Raw genomic sequence first — 15516 nt, forward strand, 5'->3', positions numbered from 1 at the left:
TAGACGGATGGGGTTTTCCGCGAATCTGATAAAAAAATCCCCCACCTTGCGGCAGGGGATTTTTATTACTTACCTACAAAACTAGCAGCCGAATTAACCGAACTTACCAGCAGTAGAAGCAATCAAGAATGCTGCGTAAGTCACGATGTAGCCAACAGTGAAGTGAGCTAGACCAACTACACGAGCTTGAACAATAGACAGAGCCACGGGCTTGTCTTTCCAGCGAACTAGGTTAGCTAGAGGAGTGCGTTCGTGTGCCCAAACAAGGGTTTCAATCAACTCTTGCCAGTAACCTCTCCAGGAGATTAAGAACATGAAGCCAGTAGCCCAAACTAGGTGTCCAAATAAGAACATCCAAGCCCAGACAGACAGGTTATTCACGCCGTAGGGGTTGTAACCGTTAATCAACTGAGCAGAGTTTGCCCAGAGGTAATCGCGGAACCAGCCCATGAGGTATGTAGAGTTCTCATTGAACTGAGCGACGTTGCCTTGCCAAATACCTAAATGTTTCCAATGCCAGTAGAAGGTCAACCAACCAATGGTGTTGAGCATCCAGAATGTAGCGAGGTAGAAGGAATCCCATGCTGAGATGTCGCAAGTACCGCCACGACCGGGGCCGTCGCAAGGGAAGGCATAGCCGAAGTCCTTTTTATCGGGCATCAGCTTAGAACCACGGGCATCCAAAGCACCTTTGACCAAGATCAAGGTGGTGGTGTGCAGACCTAAAGCGATCGCATGGTGTACCAAGAAGTCGCCAGGGCCAATTGTCAAGAACAGGGAGTTAGTACCAGCATTGATGGCATCTAACCAGCCTGGAAGCCAAACGTTAGCGTAGTTAGGCCATGCTGTGTAAGCAATACTATCTGGATTAGATAGCAATGTATCTAAACCGTACAGTACTTTACCGTTAGCAGCTTGGACGAATTGAGCAAATACTGGCTCAATCAAGATTTGCTTTTCAGGTGTGCCGAAAGCAACTACTACGTCGTTGTGTACGTACAGACCAAGGGTGTGGAAGCCCAAGAAAAGGGATACCCAACTGAGGTGGGAAATAATCGCTTCTTTGTGCTTCAGCACGCGCTCAAGTACGTTGCCTTTATTTTGTTCTGGGTCGTAGTCACGTACCCAGAAGATTGCTCCGTGGGCAAAAGCACCAAGCATCAGGAATCCAGCAATATACTGGTGATGCGTGTACAATGCTGCCTGAGTTGTGTAGTCCTTCGCAATAAATGCGTAGGAAGGCATGGAGTACATGTGCTGCGCTACCAGGGAAGTAACAACACCTAGCGCTGCTAAGTGCCAACCCAATTGGAAGTGCAGGGAGTTGTTGTAGGTGTCGTAGATACCTTGGTGAGGTAGGTTGAACGGGCCTTCAACAGGAATGCCGAAGAAACTCTTGGCATTTAATGCTTCCTTGAGACTGTGACCAATCCCAAAGTTTGTCCGGTACATATGACCAGCAACGATGAATAAAACTGCGATCGCTAGGTGGTGATGAGCGATGTCAGTCAGCCACAAAGCTTCTGTCTGGGGATGGAAACCACCCAAGAAAGTCAGAATTGCAGTTCCTGCACCTTGCGATGTCCCGAAGATATGTCCAGGAGTGTCAGGGTTTTGAGCGTAAACAGCCCAGTTACCTGTAAAGAATGGTGTCAAACCGGCTGGGTGGGGTGGGGTATTTAAGAAGTTATCCCAACCTACGTGCTGACCGCGAGCTTCGGGGACAGCAACGTGAATTAAGTGACCAGCCCAAGCCAATGAACTAACACCAAACAAACCTGCTAAGTGGTGGTTTAGGCGATGTTCAGCGCTCTTAAACCATGCCAAGCTAGGACGGTACTTGGGTTGCAAGTGCAGCCAACCAGCAAACAACATTACAGCAGCGAATAATAGCAAGAACACTGAACCGTTGTACAGTTCGCCGTTATTCCGCATACCGATGGTGTACCACCAATGGTAAAGACCAGAGTAGGTAATGTTTACCGGATTACTAGCGCCAGCTTGGGTAAAAGCTTCGATCGCTGGTTTACCAAAGTGGGGATCCCAAATCGCATGGGCGATGGGACGGATGTGAAGGGGATCTTTAATCCACTGTTCAAAGTTACCTTGCCAGGCTACGTGGAACAGGAGGCTGGATGCCCACAGGAAGATGATTGCCAAGTGACCGAAGTGAGTTGCGAAAATCTTTTGGTAAAGATTTTCTTCCGTCATGCCATCATGGGTTTCAAAATCGTTGCCTGTAGCGATCGCATACCATATCCGACGAGTCGTCGGGTCCTGTGCGAGATCCTGGCTAAATTTCGGAAATTTTGTCGCCATAGGTTTAATAAATCCTCTGACCTTTAGCCATCAAATACCAGCTGTGATAGTTAGGAGTTATGAGTTGTGAGTTATGAGTTGTAAGTTATGAGTTGTAAGTTATGAGTTCTAACTCCTAACTCCTAACTCCTAACTCCTAACTCCTAACTTCATTCCTAACTCCTAACTTGTAGAAAGCTGATTACTACCCTACTGAAAGGATGTGTGCATGGAAGAATGCCCAAGTTGTGGCAATTCCTCCTAAGAGGTAGTGAGCTACCCCTACAGCTCGACCCTGAATAATGCTCAGAGCGCGAGGCTGAATTGCTGGTGCTACCTTCAGTTTATTATGCGCCCAAACAATGGACTCAATCAGTTCTTGCCAGTAGCCGCGACCACTGAACAGGAACATTAAGCTGAATGCCCAGACAAAGTGAGCGCCTAAGAAGAGTAGACCATAGGCAGATAGCGCACTGCCGTAGGAATTGATGACTTGCGTAGCTTGTGCCCACAAGAAGTCTCGCAACCAACCGTTGATGGTAATAGCGCTTTGAGCAAAGTTACCACCAGTGATGTGAGTTACAGTACCATCTGCATCTACGGTTCCCCAGACATCTGATTGCATCTTCCAACTGAAGTGGAAAATTACAATCGATATGGAGTTGTACATCCAGAAAAGTCCCAGGAATACGTGATCCCAACCAGAGACTTGACAGGTACCGCCACGACCGGGGCCGTCGCAAGGGAAGCGGAAGCCCAGGTTTGCTTTGTCTGGAATCAGACGAGAGCTACGGGCGTATAGCACACCTTTGAGCAGAATTAGGACGGTGACGTGAATGGTGAAAGCGTGAATGTGGTGAATTAGGAAGTCCGCTGTGCCCAAAACAATGGGTGCAGCTGCCACTTTACCGCCAACAGCCAAGACACCGCCGCCAAAGACATAGCTAACTGGTTCTAAGGCATTAGGTGCAGTTGTACCAGGAGCCAGGGCGTGGATATTTTGTATCCACTGGGCAAATACTGGCTGTAATTGAATCCCTGTATCAGAGAACAAGTCTTGAGGACGACCCAATGCTCGCATTGTGTCGTTGTGAATGTAAAGTCCAAAGCTATGGAAGCCGAGGAAAATACACACCCAGTTAAGGTGAGAAATAATCGCATCTCGGTGACGAATTACCCGATCAAGCACGTTGTTTTGATTCACAACTGGATCGTAATCCCGCACCATGAATATAGCAGCGTGAGCTGCTCCACCGACTATACAGAATGCACCAATCCACATGTGGTGGGTGAAGATGCACAACTGCGTAGCGTAGTCAGTTGCCAAATATGGATAAGGGGGCATCGCGTACATATGATGCGCGATGATGATGGTCAGCGATCCCAAGAAGGCTAGGTTAGTAGCCAACTGAGCGTGCCAAGATGTGGTCAGGTTTTCGTAGAGACCTTTGTGACCTTCACCAGTGAAAGGGCCTTTATGGTTTTCTAGGATCTCTTTAATGCTGTGACCAATACCCCAGTTGGTACGGTACTGATGACCAGCAACGATAAAGAGAACTGCGATCGCTAAGTGGTGATGGGAAATGTCAGTCATCCACAAACCGCCTGTTACTGGGTTCAGACCGCCCTTGAAGGTCAGGATGTCAGCATACTGACCCCAGTTCAAGGTGAAGAAAGGTGCTAAACCAGCAGCAAAGCTGGGATACAACTCGGTCAACAAGTCTTTGTTCAATATGAACTCGTGGGGCAAGGGGATGTCTTTGAGAGCAACACCTGCATCCAAAAGCTTGTTGGTCGGTGCGGACACGTGGATTAAGTGACCTGCCCATCCCAAGGAACCACAACCTAGCAGTACTTGCAAGTGGTGATTCAGCATCGACTCCACATTCTGGAACCATTCCAGTTTGGGAGCGCGTTTGTGGTAGTGGAACCAGCCGGCAAATAGGAATAAGCCTGCTAATACCAAGCCACCGATCGCAGTGCAGTAAAGCTGGAAGGAGTTTGTAATCCCCCAGCCACGCCATACTTGGAACAAACCGGAGGTGATTTGAATGCCGTGGAAACCACCGCCAACATCACCGTTTAAAATGTCTTGTCCAACAATGGGCCAAACGACCTGGGCACTAGGCTTAACATTCAACGGGTCGGTTAGCCAAGCTTCGTAGTTAGAAAACTTCGCGCCGTGGAAAATCATCCCGCTCAACCAAATCATCACTACGGCTAGGTGGCCGAAGTGGGCTGAGAATATCTTGCGGGAGATGTCTTCTAAATCGCTTGTATGTGTATCAAAATCATGGGCGAGTGCGTGCAGGTTCCAAATCCATGTGGTGGTTTTGGGACCTCTGGCTAAGGATCTGTCAAAATGTCCAGGTTGCGCCCATCTCTCGAATGAGGTTGGAACTGGGTCATTATCGACGATTACTCTTGCCTTTTTTTCCTCTCGCTCCGGAGGACTTATTGTCATTCGACCTCCTCTCTTGATAAGGAATGAGGAATCATGTATACCACAAAATGAACCATTACCGCATACTCCAGAATTTTACTGAAGCCGCGATCAAGACCCGATGTGGAGAGTTGTTTCTCGTTGAATTATAGGGTCTTAACTTGTACATTGTTGGAGATATTTTAACAATAATTCAAACTTGCTGGAATATTGCTGGAATTCCTGCCTTAACTGGCTTTTAACTTCAAACTATTTGTCCAAAAGTCAATAGATTATCCATTTAATTTACAAAGGATAACAATTCGTAAAATTTATGGTTTGGCTGTATGTACCCGATGTTCCGGCTTTGACTGCTGTTAGTCGTGAATATTTATGTCATATTTCAATTTTTGTAATTAAAAAGCTGTATTAACTACCGCTTATTTTAAAATTTCTTAAGATACACAAGTTAGGACTTACGCAAGTGTCACAAAAAATAAGGGACTTCCAAATAAATAAATATCCAACTATTTATTGTGGGGTGGGCGACACGAGGGCCCATAGTCAAGGGCCCTCGTGTCGCCCACCCCACAAGATGGAATAATTTATTTCTTGGTAATCCCTAAAAGCTTTTAGTTTGTAGTAAGGGCTTCAGCCCTGATTTTGAGGACTAAAGTCCTCACTACAAACTCCAAATAATATGGCAGTTGGGTAAGTCCTAACAAGTAAGACTTACCCAAAATTACACACCTTCTGGGGCAATTAGATGAATTGCCCCTAAAAAGAAAATCAGGGTTTCGGCTATTGTTTGCCTAAGTCCTGACAAGAAAACTTATGGGATGTGAAGTAGATTTGACCTTTCGGGCTATAGTTCCCTATGGACACTTTCAGCCAAAATAATCTGTCAATTGTCAAAGACTATCACTGGGTGCAACGCATGAACTTGGGGCATAAAAGGGTGTTAGAGAAGTTCCTCCCTGAAAGATTATCGATTCTCTGGTGGGTAATGACATTGGTGCTGGTATTAAGCTTGACCAGTTGCGGCGAGAAAGCCGACAGCCAGGAAGTGTCTACTGGCTATAGAGAAAACTCTCCACAGATTTCTCAAATTTCAAAGCAATTTTCGGAAGTTTCACCTCCATCTGTGATCCAAGAACTGCGTCCAATTTTGGAAGTTTATCAGCCACAAGTAACAATTGTTACTCCAAAAATTGATGAAGTTCTTCAAGACAACAAAGTTACAGTCAGTTTTCAGGTTAAGGATTTACCAATATTTAAAGACCCACAATTCCAATTGGGGCCACATCTACACGTAATTCTGGATAATCAACCTTATATACCTGTTTACGACCTAAATCAACCCTTGGTTTTGCCAGACTTGTCTTTAGGTAGTCATACCCTGCGCGTCTTTGCTTCCCGCCCTTGGGATGAAAGCTTTAAAAATGAAGGGGCTTATGCCCAGACAACGTTTCACGTTTTTACCAAAACTGACGACAACAGCCCAGATCCCAAATTACCCGTACTAACTTACAGCAATCCTCAAGGTAATTACGGAACAGAACCCATACTACTGGACTTTTACCTAACTAACGCTCCTTTGCACCTGGTCGGCAAGGAAAATGCTCAAAACGAATTCAGTGATTGGCGCATCCGCGTCACAATTAATGATGAAAGCTTTATTTTTGATCGCTGGCAGGCAGTTTATCTTAAAGGCTTTCGTCCAGGAAAAAACTGGGTAAAACTTGAATTTCTCGATAACCAGGGAAATCGTGTCAAAAATGCCTTTAATACCACAGTTAGATTGATTGACTACCAGCCAAAGGGTAAAGACACTTTGTCGAGAATTGTCAGAGGAGAACTCACAGCAGCTGAGGTGCGCCCCATTGTAGACCCGAATTATAAACTTGCACCTAAACCCGCACCCGCGCCTTCTGTTGAAAAAACACCCCAAATACAACCCAAGGCAGGAAAACAGCCGATTCGTGAAACTGAAATTCCAGAAGAATCCAAAATACAGCCAGAACAACCAAAATTAGAAGTTCCAACGGCTGCACCATCTCCTAGCTTGTCCCCGACACCACCAGAACCACAGCTAGAGGTAACACCAACTCCTGAATCAACGCCGCTACCTGAAAAAGCTGCCCCTCAACCAACAAAATCTAAATTTGGTGGATTCTTTAACCGTGGGGCTGGTAAAGTCCCCATACCACAACCACCAATTACACCATCTCCTAGTTTGCCACCGACCCTGCCAGAGATTATTGAGTCTCCAACACCAGAACCACAGCCAGAGGTAACACCAACTCCTGAATCAACGCCGTTACCTAAAAAAGCTGCCCCTCAACCAACAAAATCTAAATTTGGTGGATTTTTTAACCGTGGGGCTGGTAAAGTCCCCACTCCAGAAGTACCAATTACACCATCTCCTAGTTTGCCACCGACGCTGCCAGAGATTATTAAGTCTCCAACACCAGAATCAACGCCGTTACCGAAAACAACCGATTCCAATTCAACAGAACCAGAATTAACCAAAGACACTCAATTGCAACTCTTGCGCTAAAGCCTCAACAAATGCGATCGCACCTACCGGATTTCCTACCCTATCCAACCCAGGACTGTAACAAGCGATCGCTCCCTCACTTGGTACTATTGCTACAAGTCCACCACCAATTCCTGATTTCATCGGTAGACCAACTCTGACTGCAAACTTGGCAGAAGCTTGGTACAGTCCACAAATTGACATCACAGCATTGACAATTTGGCGGTTTTGTGATGATAGACAGCCATTTTCACAAGCTAGGAGTTTTCCCAGCAGCCCTAAATCTTCAACTCGCCCAGATATGCAGCATATTTGCTCGTAGGTGTCAAGTGCTGTTTCAATATTTTCTAGATGACCTGTTTGGGCGAGATAATTAGCGATCGCTTCATTGGCTGTTGATCGGTTTAATCGCACTGAAGCCAGCATTACTTCATCTAAATATAGTTGGCAACCGGCTAATTGGTTGAGCCACTGACAAAATAAAGAAGTGCGTTGATTGGCATCCTTTCCTGGTAATTTATCAGACAGAGTAATTGCCCCACTATTAATCATGGGGTTGCGGGGATGGCCGCGATCGGCAATGAGTTGTTCTAAAGAATTGAAGGGTGCATCCGATGCTTCCACCCCAACCCACCCAAAAACCGTTTCTGCGCCAAAATGTTCTAGCAGATAAAGCAAGGAAAATGTCTTAATAACGCTCATTAGCGGGAAAACACAAGCTGTATCACCAAAGCTGATAGTTTTTCCCGATTCACAGCAGATATGAACTGCAAACCAACCAAGATTAGCTTTAGCTAATTGCGGAATGCGATCGGCAACTTGTCCTCGTTCAGCTTGGGTTTTAGCTTGTTGTATCCAGGCTGATAACTTCGTAGTAGTTAGTTTCTCAAGTCCTTTCAAAGTGTAAATTTTTTAATAGTTCATTTTTTATTAAATAGCAACTGACAGTATACTCTGAAGTATATCAAGATTTTATAATCCTCGTAAAAACACCAAGGCTACATCTGTAACCTGCAATGACTTCTTGCTCGTTGTTTTGAGCCTGAAAGTGCAATAGTTTTCGTCCCTGCATTGTTTTGTAAGAACTACTTAATTGCGCGACTTTACCGCGATCGCATCTCAGCACTGTTTAGAGAAAACAAAACTTTAAAACTTTGATTGGAGGTACGTTTATGAAATTATCTAAACTCTCAAAAATTTTAGGTTTAACAACAGCATTTGCAATTTCATCACAAGCTACGTTGCTAATTCAACAGAACAAGGCTCTAGCTGGTACTGGTACATCTGTCCTCTATACAGGCGAATACTTATTCGCTAGTCAAAATCAATACTTGATTTCTCCTAATAATCAGTATAAAGCTATACAGCAATCTGATGGAAACTTTGTTCTTTATGATTACAGCACTCCTCTGTGGGCATCAAACACTTACAACAGACCTGTTAACTATACCGTCATGCAAACCGACTGCAATTTAGTCAGTTATGATTATAGTGGAAAACCTTTGTGGGCAAGTAATACAAATGGGCGTGGTTATAGTTGTCGTCTGCAAGTTCAAGATGATGGAAACTTGGTAATTTATACAGCTTTTGATGTTCCTGTATGGGCAACGAATACTAACAGATAACCTGCCTTGCTTATACATTTCTTCATGAAGCTGTATAGAAAGAACCCCAGCACCTACGGCATCTCCGCATTTCACCCTTCTGGTAGAGCCTCAGATCAGAGGTGGAGCATCGGTAAGAGCTTAATGTCATTTGTCCTTCGTCATTTATAAGGGTTTAAGGTGTATTTACGTTTCGTAATATAGCTTGGTTTATTCTTGCCGACTTACTTAGTCCGTTTTAACGGACTTTAGCTATGAGCCCGGAACTTCAGTTCCGGGTGGTTTATGTCTAGAATGAAATAGCCCTGTGGAGATGCCAACCAAGTTTTTCAGAATACTGCTTGAGTAGAACCGGATGAGTCACCAAAATCTAAGAGGATGTTTGAAAAGTATTTCGCTGTGATTTTAGGCACTTTTAGATCCCCCTTCCCGACGCTCTAAGAGGTTATTTGAAAAGTATTGGGCGATTGGAAATCTCTACTACACAAACTCTCGTCCAACTCCATTGACTAATACAAAATCAAGGGTTTTTAACCTGCGGAGGCAGGTTTTGCCTGTGTAGCTGCGATTTATAATCGCCGACGCAAGTAAGCAATTAGACTTTTCAAACAACCTTTTAGGGACGCCGTGACATCTGCCGTACTTATCTGGAATTTTGGTTATGTTTTATTTACTTAATTTATATCCATCGGAGATGACTCCCAATATCTATTCGCCCAAAGTCCATGTCCAATACCTGGTCAGTTTCTTCGGGTGTTGGCGCTTGGGATTCAAGCTGAATATTCAGGTAATACGTGCTATCTTTGCGCTTTACCAAAGTTGCTGTTTTCGGATTTTGTCCCTTCAGCAACCCTCGCTGATAATTACCAAGGGCAAGTTTAAACCTTTCTCTGCCACCTATCAATGTCAAGCTAGCCGTCCAGTCTTTCTCTCGAAAGCTAAAGGTTCTGACATCGTAAGTTGCACTGATGGGAGCAAAACCTGTAATCGGCTTTCCTTTCTGCTTGGCAGCTTTGCGATTTGCAGATACCCTCCTTACCGCATGAATAGCCAACTGAGAAGACAATCCGAACAATGCCCTGACATCATGATAAACCAGGGACTGCATAGCCAGTTCGTTTACCAAGGTCGGCGGTGTAGTTTTATTTACATATTCGCAAGCATCTGCAAAAGCCTGCAACGTTGCATCAATTTTGGCAACTTTTTCAAGAGTAACTTGGATTGGGCAGGATACTATCAGGACTTGTTTCATACAATCATAATACCTCAATGCATGAGATATCTGTATTTTATATTTATTTTGTATCTCATTTTGAAAGATACAAAAATTACTAAATCTAGCGATGGCTAGGTTTGGCTGCACCTTTGCCATCTAACTACAAGCATCGCCCAGCGACTAATAATCATCAGTTTCACTGTTAATTGCATCCATTTTTAAGTCGAGATAAATCACGATTAAAAGTGGAACATACTCACTACTTAAGTAGTTTGTAATTTGAAAAGCACTAACCTTTACAAGTAGTTCAGAAAACGTTAATAAATCTTTCAAAACCACTAAGCTTAGGATTGAAAATAGTTCTTTATGAGAAAATTAGATTAAGCATCAACAATAACTGAGGATCATTATCTCTTTAGATTCAGTGTACTAAGTAAGTCGTCGGAAATAAACTAAATTGTGTTAAGAAAGTTAAATAGACTTAAAACCTTTACCAATGAGGAATAACAAAGGACAGCCCCCAGGGCTATTTCATTCTCATCTAGCCCGCCTCACAATGAATTCACCTCTCTTATAGCGAAAGTAGTCTAAAGACTACTGAGAAAAGGTTATAGTCCAATACGGTTCAGTTAAGGCTAAAACTCTAAGTAAAAGTCAGTTTTTTAACGAACCGCAAACGCGAGTGCGTTTCCCCCTGGGAGAAGGACGCCTTCGCGCAGCGTCTCGTCAGAGAAGGACGCAAAGAGAAGAAAGAAATGCTTAACCGAAGTGTATTGGGTTATAGTCCGTTAAAACGTACTTTAGCTATAAGAGAGGAACTGAAGTTCCGGGTGGTTTATGTCTAGAATGAAATAGCCCTGGGACAGCACCAGCCAGTTAGCTTTAATCGCGCCAACTTACTTCGCTGTTTTATTAGTAATGGTTATAATTTTCTCTAATAGTTAATCTTACCAGACTTACTTTAGTTCCTGGGCAGCAGCCTCGCAACTATCATAGGGTAGACTTTCAAAAGAGTTTCAGCCTTAAGTGAACCGTATTGGGCTATAATTACCAACGATAAAGGTTATCACACTGCTACAGTTCTCTATCTTGTTCTCGTGCAGCGACAACTAGAACTAGACATAGAGCCGCGATCGCTTTTTGCCATTCTTGCCGAACTTGCGTGTCTTCGAGACCTTCAAACATTCCTACCAAGCGGGGAATAGAAGCTTCTAAAGCCGGACGAGGTACTCGGCGGTGCAACTCAACTAAATGAGTTAGACTTTCTTGATTATGGACGAAACCAATTACCCATGTTGTTGCATGATCAGGACTATCAGGAACCCGCTTGACTCCCAACTCATTTTTTAGCCAGTTGTAAAAAGGTGGTAATTCCTTAGCTAAAACTGCTCCTGCTGTGGGTAAGGTTTTCTTAAGCAAATTGGTATCTAAGCTGTTTAGTTCTTGCTGCAATTCCGGCAAATTGAGAACTTCTGTTAGAGATTGTGATAGTATTTTTTTCAAATCAGTCTCAGAAAAATGTAAATATTGAACGAAAGTTAAAAGTAGCGATTGCATTTTTTCAAAACTCCATAAATCAATACTGTTTCAGTTAAGACTTAATTTTCCCTAATCCTGCTTAAAACTATGTTAATAAATTTTAATTGTAGGGTGCGTTAGCTGAAAGCGTAACGCACCTTTAATTATGGATGGTGCCGTACTTTCGTCTAACACACCCTATGTTAATTTATATTTGTTTACATACAGCAGATTGCAAGTTAATGAAGTACAAAAATACCCCTCCCTAACCCTCCCCTTTCCAAGGGGAGGGAACTAGATTGGGAATTTCCCCCCTTTACAAGGAGGGATTAAGAGGGGTATTTTTGTACTTCATTTAGATGCAAAATGCTCTATATTGAAATTTTCTTGCCGACTTACTTATTGCTCCATAAACAACTAATTGCTCTCTGCGACTTTTTCAGAAAGAGTGAGCGTGACTGTCAGGTATTCTTCAACTATTTTTTACCTGCTGCTAACACTTCCTGTCCGGTAGCTGTTTGAAAATTGAGGATAGTGTTGGTCATTTCTGCAACCCCTTGAACTTGTCTTACCCTCAATTTCTCAGTAATTTATGATATTGTCTCTGAGGTAGCTCATAGAAGCAGTATTACTTCGCTTTCCACTCATGATCAAGGGTAGCGTAAAGAAAGTAGTCATACCATCTGCCTTTGATTAACTCTTTTTCCCGCAGATGACCCTCACAACGCATACCAATTTTTTCTAATACCCTAACAGATGCAAGATTCTGTGCAACACACCAAGACCAGATACGATGCATTCCCAGTTCTTCAAAGCCTAACTTTAAAATAGCTTGTGCTGCTTCAGTTGCATAACCTTTTCCCCAATAGTGAGTGTTTAGTTCATAACCGATATTTGCTTCCCGCATTTCCAGGTCATTTACACGGATACCACAATTGCCAATAAGCTGATTTTCTTCTTTGAGGATAATAGCTAACTGAAACTTTGTTCGTGGTTGCTCTTTTTGCTGATCAATAAACATCTGGATAAACTTGCAAACATCCTTTTGTGTGCGGTGCGTCCAATAGTTGTAACGCAAGTACAAAGGAGCAGATTGATAGGCAAAAACCGCCTGCCAATCTGCCTCTACAAAGTCACGCATTAGCAAGCGGTGTGTTTCTAAGATCATGTCTTTTATTTATACGCTTAGTAGAGGCAATCTAGGACTTTTAACTTTTACATTTTGCACCTTGAGGAGTAGCATCAGGATAATAGGTGATGATTGCTTTGTTTTCCCTCACAAAAACTGTAGGAAAGGATTGACCTGTTTCTCTATCACGCACATTATAAATACACGCTCCCTCATTATTGCCTTGGAGTTTAAATATTTTGGTGGTATCTAAAAGCATTTCTTCGGCGTTGCTGAGGTAGCCATAGCCTTTAATCACATCTGTTACTGTCCGATTTTCCTGCTTAATTACTACCCCCATTGTATAAATCACATTAGGAACAACTTCCTCTCGTCCCTGATTATTTGGCAAACGTCCGCCTATTCCTTCATTTTGTAGTTGTAAATATCTGCCATAGAAATGCAAGCCGCCGATATCATTGGCGTTATATATCTCGCCACAAAATATATGTTCAAATCCCCGACGTTTGAACCAAATATTGGTTAAATCTTCAAGAAATTGCGTTTGATTACGCCGTCCCGAACGAAGTTCACCGCCGCTAGCTTGCTGAACTTTCTGCAAGACATCCGGGTAAAAAGATAACAATTGTTTAAAATTATTAGCACTAACTCTCGTACCAATAGGGCCACAGAGTTTTAGTACAGCCTTGTCAAAAGGATTTAGTAGAGGTGGAGGTGGTGTGATATCTACCTGTCGTCCTGCGGGAAAACGAACAGGAACCGGGTTATCTACATTATCAAAAAATGGCAAAAGTTGTGTATCTGGCTGAGGCTGCGCTTTCACTGAATTTTGCCAGCATAATGAGGAAACCAATAGCACAAAAGCAAATATATTTACCACCTGCTTTGATCTATTGGTTAGAGGATTTGGCTGCATAAATTTTAGATTGATTACTTACATGGGAACAGTACATCAAGCTTAATTTAAGAGATAGTATGCTTTCTAAAAAACCCGGTTTTTTTTAATAAACCGGGTTGATGAACTTTTTTAAAACTCTGTTAATTTGGAATTTTAAATTGTTGATAATGCTGTCTTAAGCTAACTAAACGTGGTGCGTAAATCTTTGGCAACTTCCAGTAAATCTACGTTAGCCAGTGAAATGATTAAGTTGCCTGATCAATTTTTTGCACTTCTTGATCAGATAGTTTCACATTGATAGCTTGTACCGAGTCTTCAATGCTAGAAACCTTGCTAGCACCAGGAATTGGTAAAATAGCGGGTGACTTGGAACGCAACCATGCCAGGACGATATTATACACTGATACGCCTTTTTCTTTAGCTAACTGAGCGATCGCAGGAATATCTGGCAAGTCTTGATGACGACGCCTACCACCAAAAGGACTCCAAGGTAAAAAGGTTAATCCTTGCTGTTCGCAATACTTCAACACGCCGTCATTTTCCGGCTGTCGTTGCCAAGGGCTATATTGATTCTGCACTGAGACAATATCTACCACATCCTGCGCCCGTTTAATTTGTTCAACGGAAAAGTTAGAAACTCCTACAAATCGGATCAAACCCGCCTCTACTGCTTCTTTCACTGGTGCAAGGGATTCTTCAATGGTGTAATTACTATCAGGAGAATGGTACTGCCAAACATCGATGGGTTTAGCACCACCCAACGCCTCAAAACTGACTCGAATTGTTTGGCGCAAATGTTCTGGGTTGCCGTTGCTTGTCCAGTTGCCATTGGGACGCATTAAACCGCCCTTAGTTGCCACAATTACTTGGCTAACATCGCCTTTGTAACTACTAAGTGCTTTGTGAATTAGCCGTTCGTTGTGGTGTTTTTCTGACTCATCTTTGCAGTAAGAATCGGCAGTGTCAATAAATGTAATACCCAGATCCAAAGCCCGATGAATAACTTCGATTGATTGCGATTCGGGAGGGCGATTAGAGATTGACATGGGCATACCACCCAAAGCGATCGCACTCACAAAGATACCAGTTTTTCCTAGCTGTTTGGTTTCCATGCTTCTAGCTATAGCTTTCTGCCCCAATTATCGATCAGTTAGCCAAAGCTTTTTTCGCTATTCATCATAAATCCTCCCTGGTACTTAGACTTGGCGATCGGTGAATGCTCCATAAGAGGAATACTCTACTCAGGGGTTAGGTATTAGACCTCTTGCATAAATCAAAAATCAGAACCCCACCCCCAACCCCTCCCCTTAGCAAGGGGAGGGGAGCTAAAGCGCAGCTTTGGGGGGGTGGGGTTGGGGGTATTATGCTTACCGGACATGATATGACAATGGCATTGCATCGACTAACAATGGCATTGCATCGACTGATAATGCTATTTCTTTCCTTCCCATGCTCTGTATGAGAATGAGAAAAGCCTCATAAAGCTAGGTTTTTAGGACTTGTGTGTACACCGTAGCCCCGCAAGCGGGGAGGGGTGTTAGGAACTTTTGCACAAATCGTTTCAATATCCCTAATTAAACCTCGTGCATTTTTAAACCTGGAGTAGTGCGGGCATCTTGCCCGCTACACTACCAGCAGGGAGCAAGATGCTCCCACTACTTTTAAAAAGTATGATTCTCAGAATATAGCGGTTCTCGTTTGGATGCAATACAGTCTGACCTCTCTCCAAACCTCTCTCCTAAAAGGAGAGAGGCTTTGAATCTTACTCCCCTTCCCTTGTAGGGAAGGGGCTGGGGGTTAGGTCTGTATTCCATGCAATTGAGAACCGCTATAGGTATTGGGCGTGGGGCATACTTATTGCCCTTGTGTCCTTTGTAGCCTCATCTCGCCAA

General features: G+C 43.4%; 10 protein-coding genes. 2 read left to right on the forward strand and 8 right to left on the reverse strand.

Translation table 11 applies throughout. The annotated features are described in order from the left end of the window. Positions 1 to 93: 93 nt before the first annotated feature. Entirely contained in the window at positions 94 to 2319 is a 2226-nt protein-coding gene (gene psaB, locus LC605_RS00460; RefSeq protein ID WP_229545611.1) for a photosystem I core protein PsaB, read from the reverse strand. A gap of 184 nt (positions 2320 to 2503) precedes the next feature. Further along, positions 2504 to 4762: a photosystem I core protein PsaA gene (gene psaA / locus LC605_RS00465; RefSeq protein ID WP_229545612.1), complete on the reverse strand. Its 2259-nt coding sequence runs from the start codon at positions 4760 to 4762 to the stop codon at positions 2504 to 2506. A gap of 895 nt (positions 4763 to 5657) precedes the next feature. On the opposite strand from psaA, the gene LC605_RS00470 reads away from it, so the two are divergent. Next, positions 5658 to 7280 carry a hypothetical protein gene (locus LC605_RS00470; RefSeq protein ID WP_229545624.1) on the forward strand — a complete coding sequence of 541 codons (1623 nt, stop codon included), beginning with the start codon at positions 5658 to 5660 and terminating at the stop codon, positions 7278 to 7280. Here LC605_RS00470 and glsA read toward each other — a convergent pair. Further along, positions 7245 to 8159 carry a glutaminase A gene (gene glsA, locus LC605_RS00475; RefSeq protein ID WP_229545613.1) on the reverse strand — a complete coding sequence of 305 codons (915 nt, stop codon included), beginning with the start codon at positions 8157 to 8159 and terminating at the stop codon, positions 7245 to 7247. The two genes, LC605_RS00470 and glsA, sit on opposite strands and share 36 nt — an antisense overlap. A 272-nt stretch (positions 8160 to 8431) precedes the next feature. On the opposite strand from glsA, the gene LC605_RS00480 reads away from it, so the two are divergent. Further along, entirely contained in the window at positions 8432 to 8884 is a 453-nt protein-coding gene (locus LC605_RS00480) for a hypothetical protein (protein WP_229545614.1), read from the forward strand. A 658-nt stretch (positions 8885 to 9542) separates the two neighbouring features. On the opposite strand, the gene LC605_RS00485 is transcribed toward LC605_RS00480, so the two are convergent. The 5 genes from LC605_RS00485 to LC605_RS00505 form a co-directional block, all read right to left on the reverse strand. Then, a complete protein-coding gene (locus LC605_RS00485; RefSeq protein ID WP_229545615.1) occupies positions 9543 to 10115 on the reverse strand; it encodes a hypothetical protein in 573 nt (190 codons plus the stop codon). A 1038-nt stretch (positions 10116 to 11153) separates the two neighbouring features. Then, positions 11154 to 11636, reverse strand: a complete 483-nt coding sequence (locus LC605_RS00490; RefSeq protein ID WP_229545616.1) for a hypothetical protein — start codon at positions 11634 to 11636, stop codon at positions 11154 to 11156. Between the two features lie 589 nt (positions 11637 to 12225). After that, positions 12226 to 12765, reverse strand: coding sequence for a GNAT family N-acetyltransferase (locus tag LC605_RS00495; protein ID WP_229545617.1), 540 nt, complete (start codon positions 12763 to 12765; stop codon positions 12226 to 12228). Positions 12766 to 12805: 40 nt separating this feature from the next. Continuing rightward, the gene (locus LC605_RS00500) at positions 12806 to 13642 is read right to left on the reverse strand and encodes an EndoU domain-containing protein (protein WP_229545618.1); all 837 of its coding nucleotides are present in this window, start codon (positions 13640 to 13642) and stop codon (positions 12806 to 12808) included. Between the two features lie 227 nt (positions 13643 to 13869). Further along, a complete protein-coding gene (locus tag LC605_RS00505) occupies positions 13870 to 14736 on the reverse strand; it encodes an aldo/keto reductase (protein WP_229545619.1) in 867 nt (288 codons plus the stop codon). Positions 14737 to 15516 lie beyond the last annotated feature (780 nt).

Source organism: Nostoc sp. CHAB 5836, assembly GCF_020829445.1.
In the GTDB taxonomy this organism is placed as follows: domain Bacteria; phylum Cyanobacteriota; class Cyanobacteriia; order Cyanobacteriales; family Nostocaceae; genus Nostoc.